An 18,724-nucleotide genomic window follows, 5' to 3' on the forward strand; every position below is an offset into this window, starting at 1 on the left:
TTGAGGTACGAAGTGCGTAATAAACAGATTGGAACGGTCGCAGCGATGGCCGCAGCCGGCTTGATCATCAGCGCCTGTTCCGGTGGGGGCACGGCCCCCGCAGCAGAAAAAACCGTCAGGACGGGGCCATGGGAGTACGGGGCAACCGTTACTGCCGAGTGGGGTGGGGAGGGTACGCCTACGCAGTGGAAATCAGTTGACGACGGAGCTGGTAATGGCACCAACATGTGTGTGCTCTTTCCGCACCTGAAGGATCCGACGTGGGTTGCTCAGGCTGAGTCGCTTTACGATGAGGCCAAGCGGACCGGTATTTCCTATGACCTGTTCGAGGCCGGCGGGTACGGGAATCTTTCTACCCAGTTGTCGCAGATGGATGACTGTATCAACTCTGGAAAGTACGACGTCATTGGTTTGAACGCCGTTTCAGGCGACGGTGTGTGTTCCACTGTCGAGAAGGCGCTGGAGGCGGGGATCGCCGTTATTGACTCGATCAACGGCACCTCGTGCGATGCAACCGTGACCGGCCATCCGAAGTTCCATCAGGTGGCCGCGAAGTACTACCAGGTTGCTAAGGCTCTAGGGGACCACATTGCGAAGCAACCGGGCGCAAAGAAGATCCTAGTTTTGGCTGGCCCCGAGGGCGTGACGTGGTCGGACGATTCGATGAAGGGCTTGAAGGATGCCTTCGCCGCGGCCCCGGAGAACGTCATTGTCGCCGCACCCCGGGGCGACACCGATGCAACCAAGCAGCTTGCCTTTGCCTCCGATGCGCTGACAGCAAACCCGGACATCACCGACATCGTATCTGTTGCCGTCGCTTCCAGCGCCTCGATGGTCGCCGTACGAGATGCAGGGCGCGAGGGCGAAATAAAGCAGTACTCGTGGTCTCCGCCGGAGGATGCCTACCTCGCGGTTCCCGATGGCACGGTCGCAGCAGTCTCGTCCGACGTGGTTCCGATTCAGCAGCGCATGGTTGTCAACGAGGCGATTCGACTCGTTAAGGGCGAGCTTGACTACAAGGCGGTCGCGGCGGAAGGTCTCATTATTACCGCAGACAACTTCGACAAGATTCCTCGCACTGACGTCACGTCTTCGCCAGGTGCTTCCCCCGTCTTCCACTACGCACCGTGACCCAGTTGATTTCTGACGAAGGAATTCAGATGTTGCCGACGACTACATCGTTTGGACGCGACACTGCTGAAAGCGCCTCCGTACCGCCGACTTCCCCAGTGCTCGAACTGCGGAAGGCCACCAAGAAGTTCGGTGCGGTTTCTGCGTTGACCGATGTATCAATCGAGCTAATGGCCGGCGAGTGCCTTGTCCTCCTTGGCGAGAACGGGGCGGGCAAGTCAACACTCGTTGGTGCCATACTCGGTCGACACACTCTTACAGAGGGGCAACTACTGATCCGCGGTGAGCAGGTAGAGCACTATAACCCGCACGCGGCGCGCCAGCACGGCGTGCGGGCGGTCACCCAGGAGTTCAGCCTCTGCGAGAGCCTGCCGGTCTATGCCAATCTTTTCGTCGGCCAGGAACCACAGCGCGCCGGGTTCCAGCGCAAGCGATTCATGCGCACCGAGGCACGACGTCGCCTTAAAGAAGTCGACGCCACCTTCTCCGAAACCGATCCAGTTTCTGCCCTCACACGGGCTGAGCAACAGCTGGTAGAGATTTGCAAAGCCGTTACACAAGACTCTGACCCAGGAGTAATCCTTTTTGACGAGCCTACGGCGGCAATCAGCGCGACCGAGGCGCAAAAACTGTTCGATATCATCGATCGACTCAAAGCGACGGGCTGGGCGATTGTGTACATCAGCCACCGAATGGAGGAGTTACGCCGGGTCGGTGACCGCGTCGCGGTACTCCGCGACGGCCGGCATATTGCCACCCATCATCTTGCGGACGTCGACGATAAACAGCTGATTAATCAGATGGCAGGACGAGACCTCGATACCGTGCACCCTGCGAAGGCGCAGGTGTCGGAGATTGGCCAACCGGTCTTGTCCGTGGACCAGCTCGCGACCAGCAACGGCAAGGTCCTAGACGTGTCCTTTGAACTCCATGCTGGCGAAATTCTCGGAATCGGTGGCCTCGTAGGCTCAGGAAAAGGCGACGTGGCGAGTGCCATCTTCGGTCTTGAGCCGCTGACTCACGGAAAAATCCACGTCGGCGGGCAACACGTCTCACGTCCCACGCCCCGCACCATGTACCGTCTGGGCTTCGGCTTCCTCGCAGAGGATCGAAAACGTGAAGGCATCCTTCCGGAGACCTCGGTCGGAGCAAATGTGATGGTGGAGCGCCTCGCGGTCTCACGTACATTTTCCCGCGCTGGCTTCCAGCTCAAGCGGAAGCTGCAGGACGCCGCATCGCATCTCATCAATGAGTTCGACGTACGTCCATCCGGGGCCTTACGGATGCCGATCGGCCAACTCTCTGGAGGCAACCAGCAGAAAGCACTGGTTGCTCGCGCACTGTCCACTCCGCGCAAAGTACTCGTTGTCGTTGAACCCACTGCGGGTGTGGACATCGGTTCGCGGATGGAAATCTATCGGCACCTGCGAGCCAAGTGCCAGGAAAGCGGCATTGGCATTCTGCTGGTTTCCTCCGACGTGGAGGAGCTGGTGGGCATGTGTGATCGGGTGGTCGTAATGAACACGGGGCGCATTACCACCACCTTGTTCGGAGCAGAAATCACCCCCGACAACATCGTCGCCGCATCGTTCGGCACCACAGAGGAGAACCACCAGTGACCGCAACACTTTCCCCCAAAACCAAGAGTGGAGCTGACTCGGGCCGACGGAGTATGGACTGGATTATCCTTCAGTTCGGACGGGTCGGCCCTCTTCCGCTGCTTCTCCTTGGTGTCTTCGTGTACTTCGCGACGACAACGCCGACGTTTGCTACGTCAAACAACATCACCGAGCTATTGCAGCGATCCGTTTTCCTCTTGCTGATGGCGATGGGCCAGATGCTAATCCTTGTGTCCGGAGGGTTTGATCTCTCCGTGGCTGCCGTCGTCTCCTTCATGAGCATCGTCGGCTCGCAGGTCATGCTTCGCACATATGCCGGAAGTGGAAACGAGGTTACGGCGGTACTGGTGAGTCTCGCCCTGACGCTGTTGGTCGGCGGCCTCATCGGCCTGATTAACGGCATGGGCGTCGCGCTACTCAAGATCAACGCATTCATTGTGACGCTCGCGGCCGCAACCATCCTTGGGGGCCTCACCATCATCGTTTCCGGCGGCATCACCGTAACGGGACTTCCCCCGCTGTTTTCGCGCGTACTCGCCAGCGACGGTCCTCTGGGACTTTCATGGCTGGTGTATCTTACGATCCCCGTGGTGATCGCAATGTTCTTTCTAACGAACAACAGCGTGTTCGGAGCTAATCTGTACGCGCTTGGAGACAACCCGGTGGCCGCTCGTATCGCCGGCATCCCTGTGCGACGGGTGACAATCATCGCGTACGTCCTGGGTAGCATGCTGATCGCATACGGCGCCTGGCTGCTAACCGCCCGGATCGGATCTGGACAACCGACACTAGGCGCAACTTACACGATGGAGACAATCACCGCTGCCGTCATTGGCGGCGCCTCCCTTCGGGGCGGCCGGGGCACAATCATAGGTGTTGTCATGGGTGTGCTCTTCATGCAGATGTTGACCAACGGTATGAACCTCGCCCGTTTGGACGCAAACTCCCAACAAATCGCGATTGGCGTTGCGCTCGTCTTCGCGGTCCTCATTGATCGACTCCGCGATCGAGCACGTACGTACTCGGCTGTCCAGCGCACCCTAGCCCTGGCCGCATGATCGGTCCACGAGAAGCGGGCGAGCCCTATAAAGGACTCACCCGCTTCTCGTGCATCAGGATTAAATTGGGGCGAGGCTGCTCTGCTTGTCCTCTTCAGATGACCAATCCTGGGGCAGGAACGATCGACGCACGTCCTCCCGGGTGGATAGTACGGCGTCACCCACGGCCTTTACGGCGCGCTCGGGGTCACCGCTGGTAAGAGCATAGAAGATATCAACGTGGCACCGGCCCCACGTCTCCCGGTCCCCGAACAAGTCGGACATCGACAGAACGAAGAGTGAAAACTTAAGTTCCTGAGCGAGGCGTTCGTAGTATTCGTTCAGACGCCGGCTTCCCATCAAGGCAACGACCTGGGCGTGGAACTCCAGATCACGCTCAACGATGTTTCGCGGGTCGCCTGCATCCAGCGCCTCCACCAGAGCGTTCAATGCCTTTTCCAGGGCCGAGAAGTCTTTTCCAGGACCGACGGTGCGCGCGGCTGCTGTCTCTAGGTAGAAGCGGGTCAAGTGGACGTCCAGGAGGTCCTCCTGAGTGGGCCGCCAAACTACCCAGCCGCGATTTCGCTCGTACCGTGAGAGTCCCTGAAAATCCAAAACAGCAAGTGCTCCGCGCACTGTATTGCGGGAGACTTGAAACTCCTGTGCAAGAACACTCTCTTTCAGCCTGCCTCCGGCAGGTATCTTGCCGGTGAGAATGCGCTCGGTAAGGGAGTCAACGAGCTGGGCGACCGCGATCTTCGCCGAGGCAGCGTTCGGCTTTTCACTCATTATCGGCGCTGCAGGGGTCGGACGAGCAAACCCGTTTGCTGCGCTGGGAGCACGGCATCGTCGAGAATACTGCTCCTGTCAGCACACTCAATCGTAGGGCGATTTCTGAATAATGGCGCCTTTGGCTGTTGGCGTGCGGTGGTCATCGTCTTTCCTTCCATCCGGGGAATCTCTCCTGACTCCTTTATTTGCTATGCCTCTGCCCCAAGATTACCCTCCTCCAGGCCCCACGCGAAGTATTCTTGCTTCTTCATAAAAATGTTCTACAATTTTTTCAACCGCCGAACGCTGAGAGACAAATCACGGCAGTTGCGGAGGCTGGCAACGATGCCTAGCTCCCAGATTCAATGACGAAACACTGAAGGATGTACATGGACATGGACATGCGTGAGATTGCGGATCGAATCGAGATACCAGCCACCCTGGCTAGGTACTCCTCTGGTTTGGACACACCTGGGCGTGACTTCAGTGAGTGGGACCTGGCGTTCACCCCTGACGCCGTATTCGTGAACTGGAACGGCCCCGGTTCGGAGATGTCTGCTGAGGAGATGAAACCGTTCCTGACCAAGGGCGATCCGGTGTATTCGCATCAACACCTGCTAAGCAATGTCCTGATTGTCTCCCTGGAGGGAGAGAAGGCCGCAACCCGCGCCGAGTATCTGCATGTGGGGGTTCACCGTACTTCGGACCCCACTAAGGCGAACTTCATTTTCAAGGGCGGATTCTACGAAGACGAGCTCATTCGCACTCCGGATGGATGGCGGATTGTGCGGCACACAATTCATCGCCGGTGGGACCGTTATGAGGTCATCCCGTGGCCCCCCGCAAACACGACATGGGGGCTCACTGACATGTCCCTTGCGCTTGATGACGCGACGAATGGAGTCAAGGCATGACCTCGTATGAGCTTCGCATCTATGATGCCGTGCCTGGACGCATGCCCGATCTGTGCGCCCGTTTCCGGGAGCACACGCTCGGCTTGTTCAGGGAGCACGGCATCGAAAGCCTCGGCTACTGGATTGATGCCCAAGACGCGAACCGGCTCGTCTATCTCCTGCGTCATTCGGACGCCGAAACTAGCTGGGCGGCTTTCAAAGCTGATGAGCGATGGCTGTCGGTAAAAGCAGCTTCGGAGGAGAACGGCCCTCTGACGACCGAGATAACCAGCATGTTCCTGGCCCCGACTGCGTTTTCTGCCATGCAGTGAGCGGCGGATTGCGTTCAAAGGGATCTATCTCTCGAGATGCTCGTTCTAACTTGAGGAAGGAACACGGAGAGTGCATTTTCCGAAAGACGCATTACCAATCGGAACCAATGCCCTGACCGAGCTAATCCTCCTGGCGGACGGTGGCGGAAAGACGGTACTGCTCGATACGCCGTCCATCTTCATTGGACTAAAGACGTTTGCGCCCGGCGAAGTCTTCGCCAATCACTTTCATGAGGGTTACGACGAATTTTTTGCGGGGCTGGAAGGAACAGTGAGCGTCTGGCGAGGACGAAGCAGCCGTTCGGAGTTGACCAGGGGAACGTCCCTGCTCTGCCGCCGCGGAATTCACCATTACCTCGTCAATGAGACTCCACTGCCAGCCACGATCCTTTTTGCGAAGGTTCCGATGGTCCAGGACGACACGATCTGGGTCGACTGGGTGCCAGCATGCGATGACACGACGGCCGCGGTCGAACTCCCAACTAGAAGTAGAGGATATATATGAGACTCGGGACTGTACGCCGCGACGGCGGCACCCAAGCGTTCCGCCAGAAGGGCGGAACGACGACGTACTTAGACATCCCCGATGCCGGGGCGCTGCTAGAGCGCTCTGACTGGTCATCGTTAATTGGGAAACAGGGACCTGAGCCGCTGCCAGAAGAACTGGCACCTCCAGTGATGCGGCCCGGGAAGTTTGTTTGCGCGGGTTTGAATTACTTTGACCACGCCCGCGAGGTGGGAAAGGATGCCCCCGCCTACCCCACGCTATTCGCCAAAACTCCCAATGCGCTCCTGGGTGCGCGTGATGATATACAGCTGCCCGAAAGGGAACAGAGCTCGCGCGTCGACTGGGAAGCCGAACTCGTGATCGTCATAGGCATGAGAGTCAGAAACGCTGATGCCGATGCCGCCGCCAAAGCAATAGTGGGTTACACCGCACTGAATGACGTGTCTGTCCGCGACTGGCAGAAGCGCACTGAGGAATGGTTTCAGGGGAAGAACTTCGACGCAACCTCCCCTGTTGGCCCATTCATCGTCACAGCCGATGAAATAGACCCTGCCACGGGCCTTTCCGTGCAATGCCTGGTCAATGGGAACCTAATGCAGAGCGGCCGGACCGACGACATGATCTTCAGCTGCAGGGAACTGGTGGCCTACATCAGCCAGTTCATGACCTTGGAACCAGGAGATCTGATAGCAACAGGCACGCCCGCCGGCGTTGGCGCAGGAAGGACCCCCCAGCAGTTCCTGAAACCAGGAGACGAACTTGTCACAAGGATCGAAGGCATCGGTGAACTACGTAACTTCTGCCGCTAGGCAGCCAGTGGCACTGACAAGGAGAAACACCCCATGGCAAGCAAAGTAGCCGCGACAGAGGTGGAGAACCGCTTTTTTCCGCAGGAGCGCAACAAAAGACGCATTGTTGTCTTGGATTCTGCGACCCATTCGCATCGTCATGCCGCCTCTGCCGAAGCTCGACCAAACGCTGAGGTGGTCGTCAACGCCTCCTACGCTGGAGTGTATTGTGCCCGGCTACTGCAGGAGATGCGTCCTGTGGCGACGATCGGCCTCGATTGCGGTGTCGGCAAAGATGGCGCGGGAATTTCCGGGCTCTGGTACTTCGAAGCCCTCGGCATTCCTGCCGCCGCGGCTGACATCACGGGTGTGGAACACGGTAACGGCGCAGACCTTTACGAAAACGGGGTCATATCCAAGGTCAACGGCTACGCAAATGCTTTAGGGGTTGCCCCGGGGATGACCGTCAAGGATGCCGCCGATCTCATGTTGGACACGCCGGTCAACGGTGTGGAGCTGGATGCAACCAATCGTCAGGTGGTTGAAGAAGGCCCGAATGGCCACAATGTCGTCTGCACAAACTCCATCGCCGATGCCCTACCGGAAGATTGCAACACCAACGTTTTATGTACTGCCGGGCACACCGGCCGGTCTGTAATCGACTACATCACCAAGTTCCGCCCTTACGGCTTCATCTGTTCTGACGGAGCTATCGGGAAGAACAACTCCGGCATCGCAGCCCTTGGCCCTGCCAACGACGCCGGAGTCCCCGGGGCCACCGTTTCGGCCAACACTGCCCGTATGGGTGATGGCCACTCCACCTACTACGACGGCATCATCAGTGCCTGCAATGATCTGGCCACTGCCGCCGGCGTGCGCGTAGGCATGAGTGCCGTGGAGGCCGCCCATCTGCTCGTCAACCGCTGACCACTCCTGAAAGAGGAACGAGAAAATGAAGTTTTGGAACCTGGCCAAAGCACACAACGGCAGCCAAAGCTACGACGTTGTCGTCGTCGGCTCAGGTGCAGGCGGCCTGCTTACCGCCATCGTCGCCGCAAAGGCCGGCAAAACTGTCGCGGTGCTGGAGAAAGCCCAGTGGTTCGGCGGGACAGCCGCCATCTCCGGCGGCACTCTTTGGATCCCTAACAATCGCTATATGCGCGAACGCGGGCTGACCGACAGTCGGGAGGGCGCCTTAAAGTACCTGCGCAGTATCACCCGGGGACACACTGCCGATGATGTCCTCGAAGCCGTCGTGGATAGCGGCCCGGCCATGATCGACTTTCTTGCGGAGCACGCGGACCTCTCCTTTGCCTCCGTGGATGACTACCCGGATTACCGCCCAGACCTTGAAGGATCGGTTCCTGGCGGGAGGTCCTTGGACCCGGCATTCTACGACTCCACCAAGCTGGGGTCCCTCAAAGGGGCCCTCCGCCCCGACCGTCGCATGCCGTTCTCCATGCAGGAATACGAACAATGGGTTGCGTTCACGCGATTCCCCTGGGACAAACTCCAGGAACGATTGGACGCCGGCATAGTCTCGCGGGGCAACTCCGTGGTGGCACCGCTGTTAAAGGCCGCCGACGACCTTGGCGTTGTGCTGGTTACGGAATCACCTGTCGAGAAGCTGCTCACCGAAGGCGGGCGCGTCACTGGCGTTATCGCCGCCGACACCGAATTCGCGGCGACGGCAGGCGTAATGCTGGCCTGCGGCGGTTTCGAATGGGACAGGCAGATGGCAAAGGAGTTCCTGGGCGGCCCCGTGATGGCCCTTTGCTCTCCTCCTAACAACACCGGAGACGGCATCCGGATGGCTCAGCGGCTGGGCGCCAAACTAGGCAACATGCGCGAAGCCTTTTGGGCCCCCATGGCCGTCGTTCCCGGAGAAGAGTCTGAAGGGGAACAGTTAGGCACCCTGATGCGCTTCGAACGTCAGGGACCAGGCAGCATCATCGTCAATAGACACGGCCAGCGCTTCGTTAACGAATCGCAGAACTACAACGACATGACCCGGGCGTTCCACGCAGTGGACCCAATTCACCACAACTGGGCACATCTCCCGGCATACATCATCGTCGACCACGAATACATGGAACTGTATGGCTTCCTCACCTACAGAGCCGGAGAGTACCTGCCGGTATGGCTGCGCTCCGAGGAAACGCTGAACAAGCTAGGTGCAGCCCTCGGACTACCAGAAGGCTCGCTCGAAGTAACGGTAGAACGGTTCAACGAGTTCGCCCGCTCAGGACAGGACCTTGACTTCGCACGAGGGGATAACGACTACGACCAGTACTGGGGCGACGGAAACCGTGGCTACCCCAACCGGTCCCTCGCTCCGCTGCAACGGGGACCCTTCTATGCGGTTGAAATAGTACCTGGCGCCTTCGGCACGAACGGCGGCGTGGTCACCAACGCCACCGCTCAGGTGCTGGACGTCGACGGGGAGCCGATTCCCGGCCTCTACGCCGCCGGCAACACTACCGCCCATCCGGTGGGCGGCGGCTACCCCGGTGCAGGCGGAACGCTGGGGCCCGGTATGACCATGGCCTACATCGCCGGCAAAACCCTCGCCAAAGCATGACCACCCCCCCTCACCAACAAGTATCAGGAGACAAAAATGAGCAACACCCAGACCGCGACCAGTTACCGTCTTGAGGGCGATAATGCCCAGTACGCAACGGACGGCAAGGTTATTCCCGTAGTGACAAAGGCCGGCCAGGAATACGGACACACCGGCCAATCCGGGGGAGCGCACCGGGTGTCTGGAGTCAGTATCCAGCACACTCCGGCGACAAAAATCTGGTTTGGGAAAGTCCACAACGATCCCGGCTTCCGGTCCCTTCCCCATCACCACGGCGAAGCAGAAACAGGCGGCTTCGTCTACAAGGGCCACGGGCGCATCTACTACGGCGCGAACTACTCGGAATACGTGGACATGTTTGAAGGTGATTTCGTATTCGTCCCCCCATTTATGCCCCACGTTGAGGTCAACATGAGCACCACTGAGGAACTCATCTGGCTCACCACCCGCACCCCTGAAAACCTCGTGGTGAACCTGCCGGATGTCGACGACTCCATCCTCGAAGGCTATCGCCGGACCTGACATTCAAAGCGCTGCTCAGGTCCTTGCCCTCTGTCTCGGTCTTTTTAATGGCCTCATTACTGAACATCCGGAGGCAAATGAGCTCTCCGCTGATCCAGCCCTGCAGGGACACCACGCCTGAGAGGAGCTATTGTCCTCGGGAGCACTAGGCAAGCAGTCACTGCAAAATGGACCGTAACAGCCATAAGCGCCCGAGAAGGTGCCACAAGATATCAATTCAGGTCTTTTGCTGTTGCGGGGGGTTCGACGACCAGCTTGTGCGGTCGTCCGCATTCAAGCGTGTGGTCGCCTTCAAAGTGGCCTCGGTCAAATATTCAGACTGTGCCTAGTGCTCCCGAAAGCATCCTGCTTTCGGGAGCAAGGCTTTCGTACACAACTCCCGGGGGAATCTGCCTGCTTACCTCAACGGTGAAGGACCAGGGGCTGTACCAGGTGACCAGGATGCCGGAGGATTCGCTTGAGGCTTCTTCGGAGTAGATTCGCGTAATTCTCCAGCTAGCTGATAATCGGCGGTGAAGGTTTTTGAGGGTTCTGTTCGTGCAGGCGAAGTTGGCCAACCACCAACTGCCATCTAGGTTGTAGATGAAATGCCATCTGGCGTCACACGTCCTTGCGGAGAAGGGCGCCGTGCCTGCCGCTATGAGGCGGACAGGCACGGCGAATTACTAAACAGTCACGAGATCCTGCCAGCCAGCGAGGTCGTATCCATGAGCATCACTTACCGACTTGTTCGTAACCTTTCCGGCCACCACGTTGAGACCGGCCGCCAAAGCAGGGAGTCGCTCAAAGGCAGCCCTAGCGCCCAAATCGGCCAAGGCAACCGCATAGCGCAGGGTGACGTTCGTCAGTGCGTGGGTGGAAGTGCTTGGAACGGCACCAGGCATGTTGGCGACACAGTAAAAATGGTTTCGTGGACCTTGTAGGTCGGCTTCTCGTGGGTGGTTGGACGGGTGTCTTCGAAGCAGCCGCCCTGGTCCACAGCGATGTCCACCAGGACCGCGCCCGGTTTCATCCGGGCCACGAGATCGTTGGTAACCAGCTTGGGCGCCTTCGCTCCGGGAACCAATACTGACCCGATTACGAGGTCTGCATCGATAAGGGACTTTTCGATCTCGTATGAGTTAGAAGCGACGGTCTTTAGCCGGCCCTGGTACTGGGCATCGAGTTCACGCAAGCGGTTGATGTTGATGTTGATGTTGATGTTGATGTTGATGTTGATGTCCAAGATGGTAACGTCCGCTCCGAGGCCCAGCGCCATTGTTGCAGCGTTAGTACCGGCCACGCCTGCACCAAGAACGACCACTTTGGCTGGGCGGACGCCGGGAACTCCGCCCAGCAACACACCCTTGCCGCCGGCAGGAGCCATAAGAGAGGAGGCGCCCACCTGGACAGCGAGGCGACCGGCGACCTCAGACATCGGAGCGAGCAGCGGGAGCGAGCGGCCCTCTTGTACGGTTTCATAGGCAATTGCCGTGACGCCGGAATCAACTAGCGCCCGGGTCAGCTCGGGCTCGGCAGCAAAGGTGAAGATAGGTAAAAAGGAGTAGCCCATCCCGAAAGTGACGGTACTCGGAGGCGATGGGTTCTTTAACCTTCATGACCATGTCTGCTCGGGCCCAGATTTCGTCGGGCCGTCTGAACGATCTCCGCTCGGGAGAGTGCCTATTCCTGGTCACTGATACCGGAGCCCGTTCCAGCTCCGCTTTCTACAAGCACTCGATTTCCTTCCCCACATAACGGCCAAGAACACCGAGCACATCCGCCAATTTGTCATCGATCACTTATCGTCAAACCCTGCAGTGGCTGGCACCCAAACAAATCTTGTGTTCGAGCATGGCAGGGGTTCGACGTCAGGGCTGTAAATGCCGGGTGAATTAACGCCTTTCGGATGGCCACCCCTAACCGGACATGTGGATTTTCAAGCCTAGGTCGAGCAACAGAGACGTGATTCGTCTCAATCGGGAAGTCCCGGACATTTGCCAGGCCAGAGAATGGGCAGTCGCGGATAAAGTACACTACACCTCCAAAAACCGGACAAGCAGTGCAAGTCCCCGACAACACGCAGGCAATAGTCAGACTCACCGTTTTCCATCCGTACTCGCGTCCCCTGTGGTTATGCCGTCGGCTTTGCGAGGCCATGAAACGCGTTCCACTGCCCCGGTACGACTTCCTCGTACGGGCCAAGCGTCGTTTCGGCCGCAAGGTAGTCACCTTCTGTCAGAAGTATGGTGGGGTAATTGTCATGACATTGAGGTCCGTCCTGTAAGGAGGAGTCCAGATGGTATTTGCCTCTGACACGGAGGTGGCGCTGCGCACGGTGGTTAAGCTCATCAACTCGGCGGCGAACGGCAGGGAGGAGCTGTTGACACAGGAGGACCTAGACGGCTTCCTGGCTGCCGAAGGGTTCTCTGGTTTTAGGACCAGGGACGCTGCTAGAGCTGGCCAGCATCCAGCAACTGCGGCAACACCTTGCGGCAGTGTGGACTGCAGGTGAAGACGCGGCGGTGGAGGCTATTAACAGGCTGCTGCGGAAGGCGAACGCCCTGCCCCAGCTGGTCAAGCACGACAGCTGGGATTGGCACCTGCATGCCACTACCCCGGAGGCCCCGCTGGCAGACCGGATGAGCACGGAAGCGGCCATGGCGCTGGCGGACGTCATCCGCGGCAATGAGATGGACCGGCTGCGCATATGCGAGGCCGAAGACTGTGACGCCGCAGTGCTGGACCTCAGCCGGAACCGGTCAAAGCGATACTGTGACACCGGCAACTGCGCCAATCGAATGCATGTGGCAGCCTACCGCGCGCGGCAGGCTGCAGCAGGCTAACGGCACTCCGATCAAACCGTGGCGGGTCAGAGTTCCCTGGTCTCTGGGCACCGGAAAGGCCAGAGTCTGGGGGACCGCCGTCGGAAGAAGGGCGGCGGTCATGGGTGCAACCAACCCGACCCTGCCCGGCACCGTCGCCTGGGCGGGACGTTCAGAGCCAATCCCGTGACCATGAATGCCCGGGCTAACGGCCGTTGACTACCTCCGCGAGGCAATGCTGCAGGCCGGAGTTCAATGCAGCGGGTTTTGGATCGCTCATACAGCAGATCTTTCCAATGACATGAACGCCACCTGGTGGCGGGCTTACCGGGAAGGACTCCCCCTCGGAACCTCTGGACTGATTGCGCGGTCCACCGCGATGGATGCTGCCTGCATTGAAAAGATCCTTCAGGCTGTCACTAAGGTCAGCAAGCAGTAATCAATTGCTAGGGAACGCGGATCCGTCCCGTAGCGGTATACCTAACATCAGTCCCTCGTGCCCGGATCCACCAAGTACGTCCGGAGCGGGGCAAAGCACGGCGCCTTCATGTCTGGCCCAGCACCGCGTCCCAAGTGGTACCGCCAGTTCCCCTGCAGAACGCGGTCAGGATACTTCCACAAAGGATGGTGCTCTCACGGTCAGCGGAGCCAGTGTTTCTCCGGCTGAGTAGCTATCTGCGAAAACAGCCGCTCCTGCGCTGGTCAGAGCTACCGGGACATTTGCCCACATATTGATGCCGTCTTCCACCGACACCCCGGCAAGTTGAGATGGGCGAGGTGCACGATGTCGTTTCCTTGTTCGATGGACAGGCATGCCCCGTCGGGCCCGACTATTATTTTTGGGTTGCAAATCGAGACCGACATAAGCCCGTGATGGGCGAGGAAGCGGTCCTCTCCACCGAACTGGAGCACAAAGTTGTGCCCGTCAGAATGATCCAAGCTTCTGAACGGGAAATAGAACTGTCGGGTATTTGTCACGGCAGCACCCTCGTCAGGAGTATGCGTCCATCGCGCATAGACTGCACGTACTGTACAAAGCTCTCTTTCACCGCCCAGGCCATGCCGAGATCTGCTCTTTCCACCGGAAGTTCGGACATCATGTGTTCCTTCTCGTTGCCAGGTTGCACACGGCCGGTGGTGCTCCCGCTCCCGACACACCAGAAATGGGAGTGGCTTCCCGACTCTTCATATTCGACCATTTTCGTGCCGACGCAGAGGATCGATATGTACTGCGGGCACAGCGTTCGCATCTCCTGTGTGCCTGGTGCCCATCCGCAGAACGGTGGACCCCGCAGTCGGCTCGTCATTGAGGTCAACAGCCTGCTGGAAGGGCGCCGTTGGGGGAGGGGCGCTGATAGGCTCGATCAGCCAGACCGGTCCTGAATCAGTCTGAGAAGTTCAGTTCAGTTGTTCAGGGGCGACGCACTCGTAGACGAGTCCAGGAGGAAGCTGGTGGCTGAGCTCAAGGGTGTGGGACCAAGGGCCGTGCCAGGTGACAAGAACGCCGGAAGCTTCATCCTGGACTGTTTCAGAGCGCAGCCGAGTAATGGCTCTTGCTAACTCATTATCATCATGCAGCTGTTCCAGAAGCTGTACGCGTCCAGGCGCAGCGGAGTGTTCGCACCTCATGGTGCAGCAGCATGCTGGAAGCCAGGGCAGAGGCTGGACCGGTAGGTTTCCCATCTATAGTCGACCCACACCTTGAAACCGTCTGCCCGGTGAAAGAGACGGCGGGGCTCGGTGCCGTCACTGTCGAGCCATAGGATTTGATCATCATCGGTGACTGCATCGACAACTCCACGGCGGATCTCCTTGTCCAGAAGTTTCACTATGACCACTTGGCCAACCAGCGGCTGCCATTTGGGTTGCAGGTGAAATGCCATTTGATGCCATGCCCTTCCTATGGAGGGGGCTGTGCCTGCCTTCTATCGTGCAGGCACAGCCGATGTCCTAAACCGTCACGAGGTCCTGCCAGTCGGCGAGGTCATGTCCATGGGCATCGCTGACAGATTTGTGGGTGACCTTTCCCGCCGCCACATTCAGACCGCCCGCCAGAGCGGGGAGCCGGTCGAAAGCACCCTTGACGCCGTGGTTGGCCAAAGCAACCGCGTAGCGGAGCGTGACGTTGGTCAGCGCGTAGGTGGAGGTGTTCGGGACAGCGCCGGGCATGTTGGCCACGCAGTAGAAGATCGTCTCATGAACCTTGTACGTGGGTTCCTGATGCGTGGTGGGGTGCGTGTCTTCAAAGCAGCCGCCCTGGTCCACCGCGATGTCCACCAGGACCGAGCCGGGCTTCATCCGGGCCACGAGGTCGTTGGTGACGAGCTTGGGTGCCTTCGCTCCCGGAATCAGGACGGAGCCGATGACGAGATCTGCATCGATAACTGACTTTTCGATCTCGTACGAGTTCGACGCCACGGTCGTGAGTCGGCCCTGGTACTGGGCGTCCAGTTCGCGCAGCCGGTTGATGTTGATGTCCAGGATGGTGACGTCGGCACCGAGGCCCAGCGCCATGGCCGCGGCGTTGGTGCCTGCGACACCTGCACCGAGGACCACCACTTTGGCTGGACGGACGCCGGGAACGCCGCCAAGCAGCACGCCTTTGCCGCCGGCGGGCGCCATGAGGGAGGTAGCGCCGACCTGGACGGAGAGCCGGCCGGCCACCTCGGACATGGGCGCGAGCAGCGGCAGCGCTCGGCCTTCCTGGACCGTCTCATAGGCGATGGCCGTGACGCCGGAGTCGACAAGCGCCTGCGTCAGTGCGGGCTCCGCGGCAAGGTGAAGGTAAGTGAAAAGGAGCAACCCCTCGCGGAAGTGGCGGTATTCGGACGCCACGGGTTCCTTAACCTTCATCACCATGTCGGCTCGGGCCCAGACCTCTTCTGCAGTCTCAACGATCTCAGCTCCGGCGAGTGCATACTCCTGATCGCTAATGCCGGAACCAGCGCCGGCACCGGTTTGCACGAGCACGTCGTGGCCATTTGCTTTGAATTCATGCACGCCGGCAGCCGTGATGGCGACGCGGAACTCGTTGTTCTTGATTTCCTTGGGGACGGAGATGATCATGTTCATGCTTTCTGGGGAGACTGATGCTTGTGGGCAAAAGAATGACAGCATCCACGGCAAAATTATGTTTAGTTGCAGGATCTGCGGAAGAATAGGCAAAAGTGACCAATCTCTGCACTGTGAGGAGTGTTACACCGTGTCCGACCCGCAGAAACTGCAGCAGGTGACTCTGGACGAAGTCGACCAGAAGCTTCTGGGCCTGCTGTCCAAGAATTCAAGACGTACCAATCAGTCGCTGTCAGAAGCCCTTGGACTTGCGCCGTCAACCTGTCTTGCCCGTCTCAAGGCGCTCAAAGAGTCGGGGGTGATCAAGCGGTTTACCGTCGAAGTCGCACCGGAAGCGATGGGCCTGCCTCTCCAAGCCCTGGTTAGCGTGCGGCTTAGACCTGGCGCCCGTCACCTCATGAGCGCCTTCGGAAACGAGTTACGGGACCTTCCCGAAATCAAGCAGTTCTTCGTACTTGGCGGTGCCGACGATTTCTTGATCCACATCACCGCCAAAAACACCGAGCACATCCGTCAATTCGTACTGGACCACTTGTCGTCGAATCCTGCCGTGGCAGGCACCCAGACCAACCTAGTGTTCGAACACGATCACGGAACCGCCTTCGGGCTCTAGGTGGACTAGGAAAACTCGTCGTAGATGGCCCGGGCACGCACCGCTCAGAAGCTATCGCCTCCTCCGGAAATAGGCGGCGTGAAACTGCGCCCACAGCGGCGAAATGAATCCCTCGGGCAGCTGGCCAGTCGGGTGCACACGAACCCCGGCAGGGCATGCATCCCAAACAACCGAAAGCAGAGTGAGACGAGTTCTCTCATCTACTTCTTCTACTCCCGTTGGTTTAACGCCGATAATGAATATTCCGTCAGCCTGCAAGCCTCAGATGCCCCTGTTGCCGACCAGGCTGCAAAAGGGGTTACCTTGAACCGGTCATTCGGTGCAAAACCACCATCTATTTCTCACTGGAGGCCGCGGTGCGCCAAGGGGTCTCCTTCTTAGCTGCCCGGTGGTGCGCGGGGAAGGTGTACGCATGACGTTGTCGACCTCAAGTAGTAATTTGAGGGTCGAAACCCCTAATAGGCTAGCCCGGTGACTGACGAGATAAACCCGGTGACTGACGAGATAAAGTGGCCCACGCTGCGGGATGACCCTGATCGCGGCCGCCGACTGAATGCCTTGCTTCTTGGTGCCAACGAGTGGATCCATCGCCGAGTTGACTCCATTACGCTCGGCTCGGGCGGTACTACGAGGCGGTCTATCTCTTTCGACTTAACAGTTCCCAAGGATCAAGGACTGGAAATTAGCGCGCCAGGGGGCGGCCAACAAGTATTGATACCCCTAGCTTTGCTACAAAAGGGGGCTCTGAGGAGAGTCGATGCCAAGGACTCGTCAGGTCATCCACTACCGATCATCGGATCGCGCGACAACAGTACTCTCGCAGCTGAGCTTCTTGGGTTCATGCTCGACGTTCCCGGCGGTGAGGTACCCACAAAGCTTTTGAATGATCTTGTATCTTTCCGCCCCGAAGCGGACAAGACGGAGCGGGAAAAGATCGAGGCTGAGTTAGCCAGTGCGATCAACGTGGTCCGACCGACTCTCCCTGATGGGCAGGCCGAACTCATTGAAAGCATCGGAAAGGGATTTTTGGACCACTTCCTGCTGGTAGTGGCCATCGACCAGGATCTTCTCGGTCAGCGCATCATCTTGAAGTTCGCATACGACCACGAGGTACCTGTCCCAAAGCGGGGCAACCGCACCGGCGTAATCACGTTTTCACTGCCAGACATTGGGTTGGCCGGGAGCCAGCACGTTGAATTCGAAGCCCCGGCAGGGCTCAAAGTGAAGAAGTTGGAGGTCACGGAAACCTTCAAAGAGGAGTCGATAGCTGAACCCTACCTAGATAAGCCGACTGAGCCCCGTGCCGTAGCGCATGTAGCCTTCACCCCGAAAAGTCCGGTGTCATCAGCAGATGTTCGTGTACATGTATCTCCTTTAGGGTCAGGGATTCTCTCCTTCACAGTTACCACCGTCGTGGCCGTGCTGATCTTTGGCGCCTTTGTATACATCGAACGGCAGCCGGGTCCTCAGTTTTTGCCGGCTGATTTAGCAAGATCGGGTTCACAGGCTGTCTCGCTTCTGCTCATCGGGCCTGCCCTTTTCCTCTCCTGGATGGCGCGTGCACCTGAGCATCGGACCTTGGCCGGTTTGCTACTACCCTTGCGGCTCGTGCTCGTCATGTGCACCATAGAACTAATCCTCGGGGCGATTGCGCTAGCTCTTCCGTTGCAGCGGTGGGCATGGGTATACGTCTGGGCCGCCGTGCCTTGGATGTCGGCAGGTATCGGGCTTGCCCTAGGGCTCTACCTCGTAAACGCTCTCGGCCTCATTCGGTCTGGATACAACTACCTACGCTCACTGTAAAACGGGCTGACCGCCCGGTAGAGTTCTGCTTGAGAGGAGGGCACGATGCCGACCGGTAAGAAGCCGAAGATTAAGAGAAAGAGCCGGCCATTCTGGCGCAGGACGGATTCAGATATGCACATTAATCTGGGGGGAGGAGCCCTCGTTAGCAGCGATATTGCCCTCACGGTTGTCCAAGCGAACTCTGCCGTGAAGCTCTTACTTGCGAAATCCCAGAATCCCTCTCGCAGCGTTGGCGCCGACTCAAAGC

General features: G+C 58.7%; 20 protein-coding genes and 2 pseudogenes. 15 read left to right on the plus strand and 7 right to left on the minus strand.

The window, feature by feature from the left end; translation table 11 throughout:
- Positions 1-12: 12 nt before the first annotated feature.
- Genes AC5RUQ_RS02485 through AC5RUQ_RS02495 form a run of 3 tightly spaced genes read left to right on the plus strand, consistent with a single transcriptional unit; the run spans position 13 to position 3,808 of the window.
- Positions 13-1,131 (plus strand): substrate-binding domain-containing protein, encoded by a 1,119-nt coding sequence (locus tag AC5RUQ_RS02485; protein WP_493945824.1) that lies wholly within the window; start codon positions 13-15, stop codon positions 1,129-1,131.
- Positions 1,128-2,750 carry a sugar ABC transporter ATP-binding protein gene (locus tag AC5RUQ_RS02490; protein WP_493945825.1) on the plus strand — a complete coding sequence of 541 codons (1,623 nt, stop codon included), beginning with the start codon at positions 1,128-1,130 and terminating at the stop codon, positions 2,748-2,750. Before AC5RUQ_RS02485 ends, AC5RUQ_RS02490 begins: the two co-directional genes overlap by 4 nt.
- Before the next feature lie 53 nt (positions 2,751-2,803).
- Complete coding sequence (locus AC5RUQ_RS02495; protein ID WP_493945826.1) at positions 2,804-3,808, plus strand: ABC transporter permease; 1,005 nt, start codon at positions 2,804-2,806, stop codon at positions 3,806-3,808.
- Between the two features lie 60 nt (positions 3,809-3,868).
- Here the strand turns inward: AC5RUQ_RS02495 and AC5RUQ_RS02500 are convergent, their stop codons facing one another.
- Complete coding sequence (locus AC5RUQ_RS02500) at positions 3,869-4,576, minus strand: GntR family transcriptional regulator (RefSeq protein WP_493945827.1); 708 nt, start codon at positions 4,574-4,576, stop codon at positions 3,869-3,871.
- 371 nt (positions 4,577-4,947) lie between these two features.
- Here AC5RUQ_RS02500 and AC5RUQ_RS02505 point away from each other — a divergent pair, with 371 nt between their 5' ends.
- The 8 genes from AC5RUQ_RS02505 to AC5RUQ_RS02540 all read left to right on the plus strand — a co-directional run bounded on the left by AC5RUQ_RS02505 (position 4,948) and on the right by AC5RUQ_RS02540 (position 10,659).
- Entirely contained in the window at positions 4,948-5,472 is a 525-nt protein-coding gene (locus AC5RUQ_RS02505) for a nuclear transport factor 2 family protein (protein ID WP_493945828.1), read from the plus strand.
- Positions 5,469-5,783: an NIPSNAP family protein gene (locus AC5RUQ_RS02510; RefSeq protein ID WP_493945829.1), complete on the plus strand. Its 315-nt coding sequence runs from the start codon at positions 5,469-5,471 to the stop codon at positions 5,781-5,783. Before AC5RUQ_RS02505 ends, AC5RUQ_RS02510 begins: the two co-directional genes overlap by 4 nt.
- A 70-nt stretch (positions 5,784-5,853) precedes the next feature.
- Positions 5,854-6,288 (plus strand): cupin domain-containing protein, encoded by a 435-nt coding sequence (locus tag AC5RUQ_RS02515; RefSeq protein WP_493945830.1) that lies wholly within the window; start codon positions 5,854-5,856, stop codon positions 6,286-6,288.
- Complete coding sequence (locus tag AC5RUQ_RS02520; RefSeq protein ID WP_493945831.1) at positions 6,285-7,100, plus strand: fumarylacetoacetate hydrolase family protein; 816 nt, start codon at positions 6,285-6,287, stop codon at positions 7,098-7,100. The genes AC5RUQ_RS02515 and AC5RUQ_RS02520 overlap by 4 nt, the downstream gene beginning before the upstream one ends.
- Before the next feature lie 33 nt (positions 7,101-7,133).
- The gene (locus tag AC5RUQ_RS02525) at positions 7,134-8,006 is read left to right on the plus strand and encodes a hypothetical protein (RefSeq protein WP_493945832.1); all 873 of its coding nucleotides are present in this window, start codon (positions 7,134-7,136) and stop codon (positions 8,004-8,006) included.
- A 25-nt stretch (positions 8,007-8,031) separates the two neighbouring features.
- Positions 8,032-9,660, plus strand: a complete 1,629-nt coding sequence (locus AC5RUQ_RS02530; RefSeq protein ID WP_493945833.1) for an FAD-dependent oxidoreductase — start codon at positions 8,032-8,034, stop codon at positions 9,658-9,660.
- Positions 9,661-9,696: 36 nt separating this feature from the next.
- Positions 9,697-10,182: a cupin domain-containing protein gene (locus tag AC5RUQ_RS02535; RefSeq protein WP_493945834.1), complete on the plus strand. Its 486-nt coding sequence runs from the start codon at positions 9,697-9,699 to the stop codon at positions 10,180-10,182.
- A 321-nt stretch (positions 10,183-10,503) separates the two neighbouring features.
- On the plus strand, positions 10,504-10,659 hold the full coding sequence (locus tag AC5RUQ_RS02540) for a hypothetical protein (RefSeq protein WP_493945835.1): 156 nt from the start codon (positions 10,504-10,506) through the stop codon (positions 10,657-10,659).
- 188 nt (positions 10,660-10,847) lie between these two features.
- On the opposite strand, the pseudogene ald (AC5RUQ_RS02545) reads toward AC5RUQ_RS02540, so the two are convergent.
- Positions 10,848-11,907 (minus strand): annotated as a pseudogene (gene ald, locus AC5RUQ_RS02545) (alanine dehydrogenase); the annotation flags it as partial.
- Positions 11,908-11,954: 47 nt separating this feature from the next.
- Here ald (AC5RUQ_RS02545) and AC5RUQ_RS02550 point away from each other — a divergent pair.
- Both AC5RUQ_RS02550 and AC5RUQ_RS02555 read left to right on the plus strand, forming a co-directional pair.
- Positions 11,955-12,044, plus strand: coding sequence for a hypothetical protein (locus AC5RUQ_RS02550; RefSeq protein WP_493946381.1), 90 nt, complete (start codon positions 11,955-11,957; stop codon positions 12,042-12,044).
- Positions 12,045-12,460: 416 nt separating this feature from the next.
- Positions 12,461-13,007 (plus strand): annotated as a pseudogene (locus tag AC5RUQ_RS02555) (CGNR zinc finger domain-containing protein).
- Between the two features lie 583 nt (positions 13,008-13,590).
- On the opposite strand, the gene AC5RUQ_RS02560 reads toward AC5RUQ_RS02555, so the two are convergent.
- The 5 genes from AC5RUQ_RS02560 to ald (AC5RUQ_RS02580) form a co-directional block, all read right to left on the minus strand.
- A complete protein-coding gene (locus AC5RUQ_RS02560; RefSeq protein WP_493945836.1) occupies positions 13,591-13,716 on the minus strand; it encodes an HtaA domain-containing protein in 126 nt (41 codons plus the stop codon).
- Entirely contained in the window at positions 13,695-13,964 is a 270-nt protein-coding gene (locus tag AC5RUQ_RS02565) for a hypothetical protein (RefSeq protein WP_493945837.1), read from the minus strand. The genes AC5RUQ_RS02560 and AC5RUQ_RS02565 overlap by 22 nt, the downstream gene beginning before the upstream one ends.
- Complete coding sequence (locus AC5RUQ_RS02570; RefSeq protein WP_493945838.1) at positions 13,961-14,086, minus strand: hypothetical protein; 126 nt, start codon at positions 14,084-14,086, stop codon at positions 13,961-13,963. The genes AC5RUQ_RS02565 and AC5RUQ_RS02570 overlap by 4 nt, the downstream gene beginning before the upstream one ends.
- Positions 14,087-14,611: 525 nt before the next feature.
- Entirely contained in the window at positions 14,612-14,869 is a 258-nt protein-coding gene (locus AC5RUQ_RS02575) for a hypothetical protein (RefSeq protein WP_493945839.1), read from the minus strand.
- Positions 14,870-14,936: 67 nt separating this feature from the next.
- A complete protein-coding gene (gene ald / locus AC5RUQ_RS02580) occupies positions 14,937-16,052 on the minus strand; it encodes an alanine dehydrogenase (protein WP_493946382.1) in 1,116 nt (371 codons plus the stop codon).
- A 136-nt stretch (positions 16,053-16,188) separates the two neighbouring features.
- On the opposite strand from ald (AC5RUQ_RS02580), the gene AC5RUQ_RS02585 reads away from it, so the two are divergent.
- Both AC5RUQ_RS02585 and AC5RUQ_RS02590 read left to right on the plus strand, forming a co-directional pair.
- The gene (locus AC5RUQ_RS02585) at positions 16,189-16,671 is read left to right on the plus strand and encodes an Lrp/AsnC family transcriptional regulator (protein WP_493945840.1); all 483 of its coding nucleotides are present in this window, start codon (positions 16,189-16,191) and stop codon (positions 16,669-16,671) included.
- A 471-nt stretch (positions 16,672-17,142) separates the two neighbouring features.
- On the plus strand, positions 17,143-18,474 hold the full coding sequence (locus AC5RUQ_RS02590) for a hypothetical protein (protein ID WP_493945841.1): 1,332 nt from the start codon (positions 17,143-17,145) through the stop codon (positions 18,472-18,474).
- The last annotated feature ends 250 nt before the right edge of the window (positions 18,475-18,724 follow it).

Source organism: Arthrobacter sp. MDT2-3, assembly GCF_059090465.1.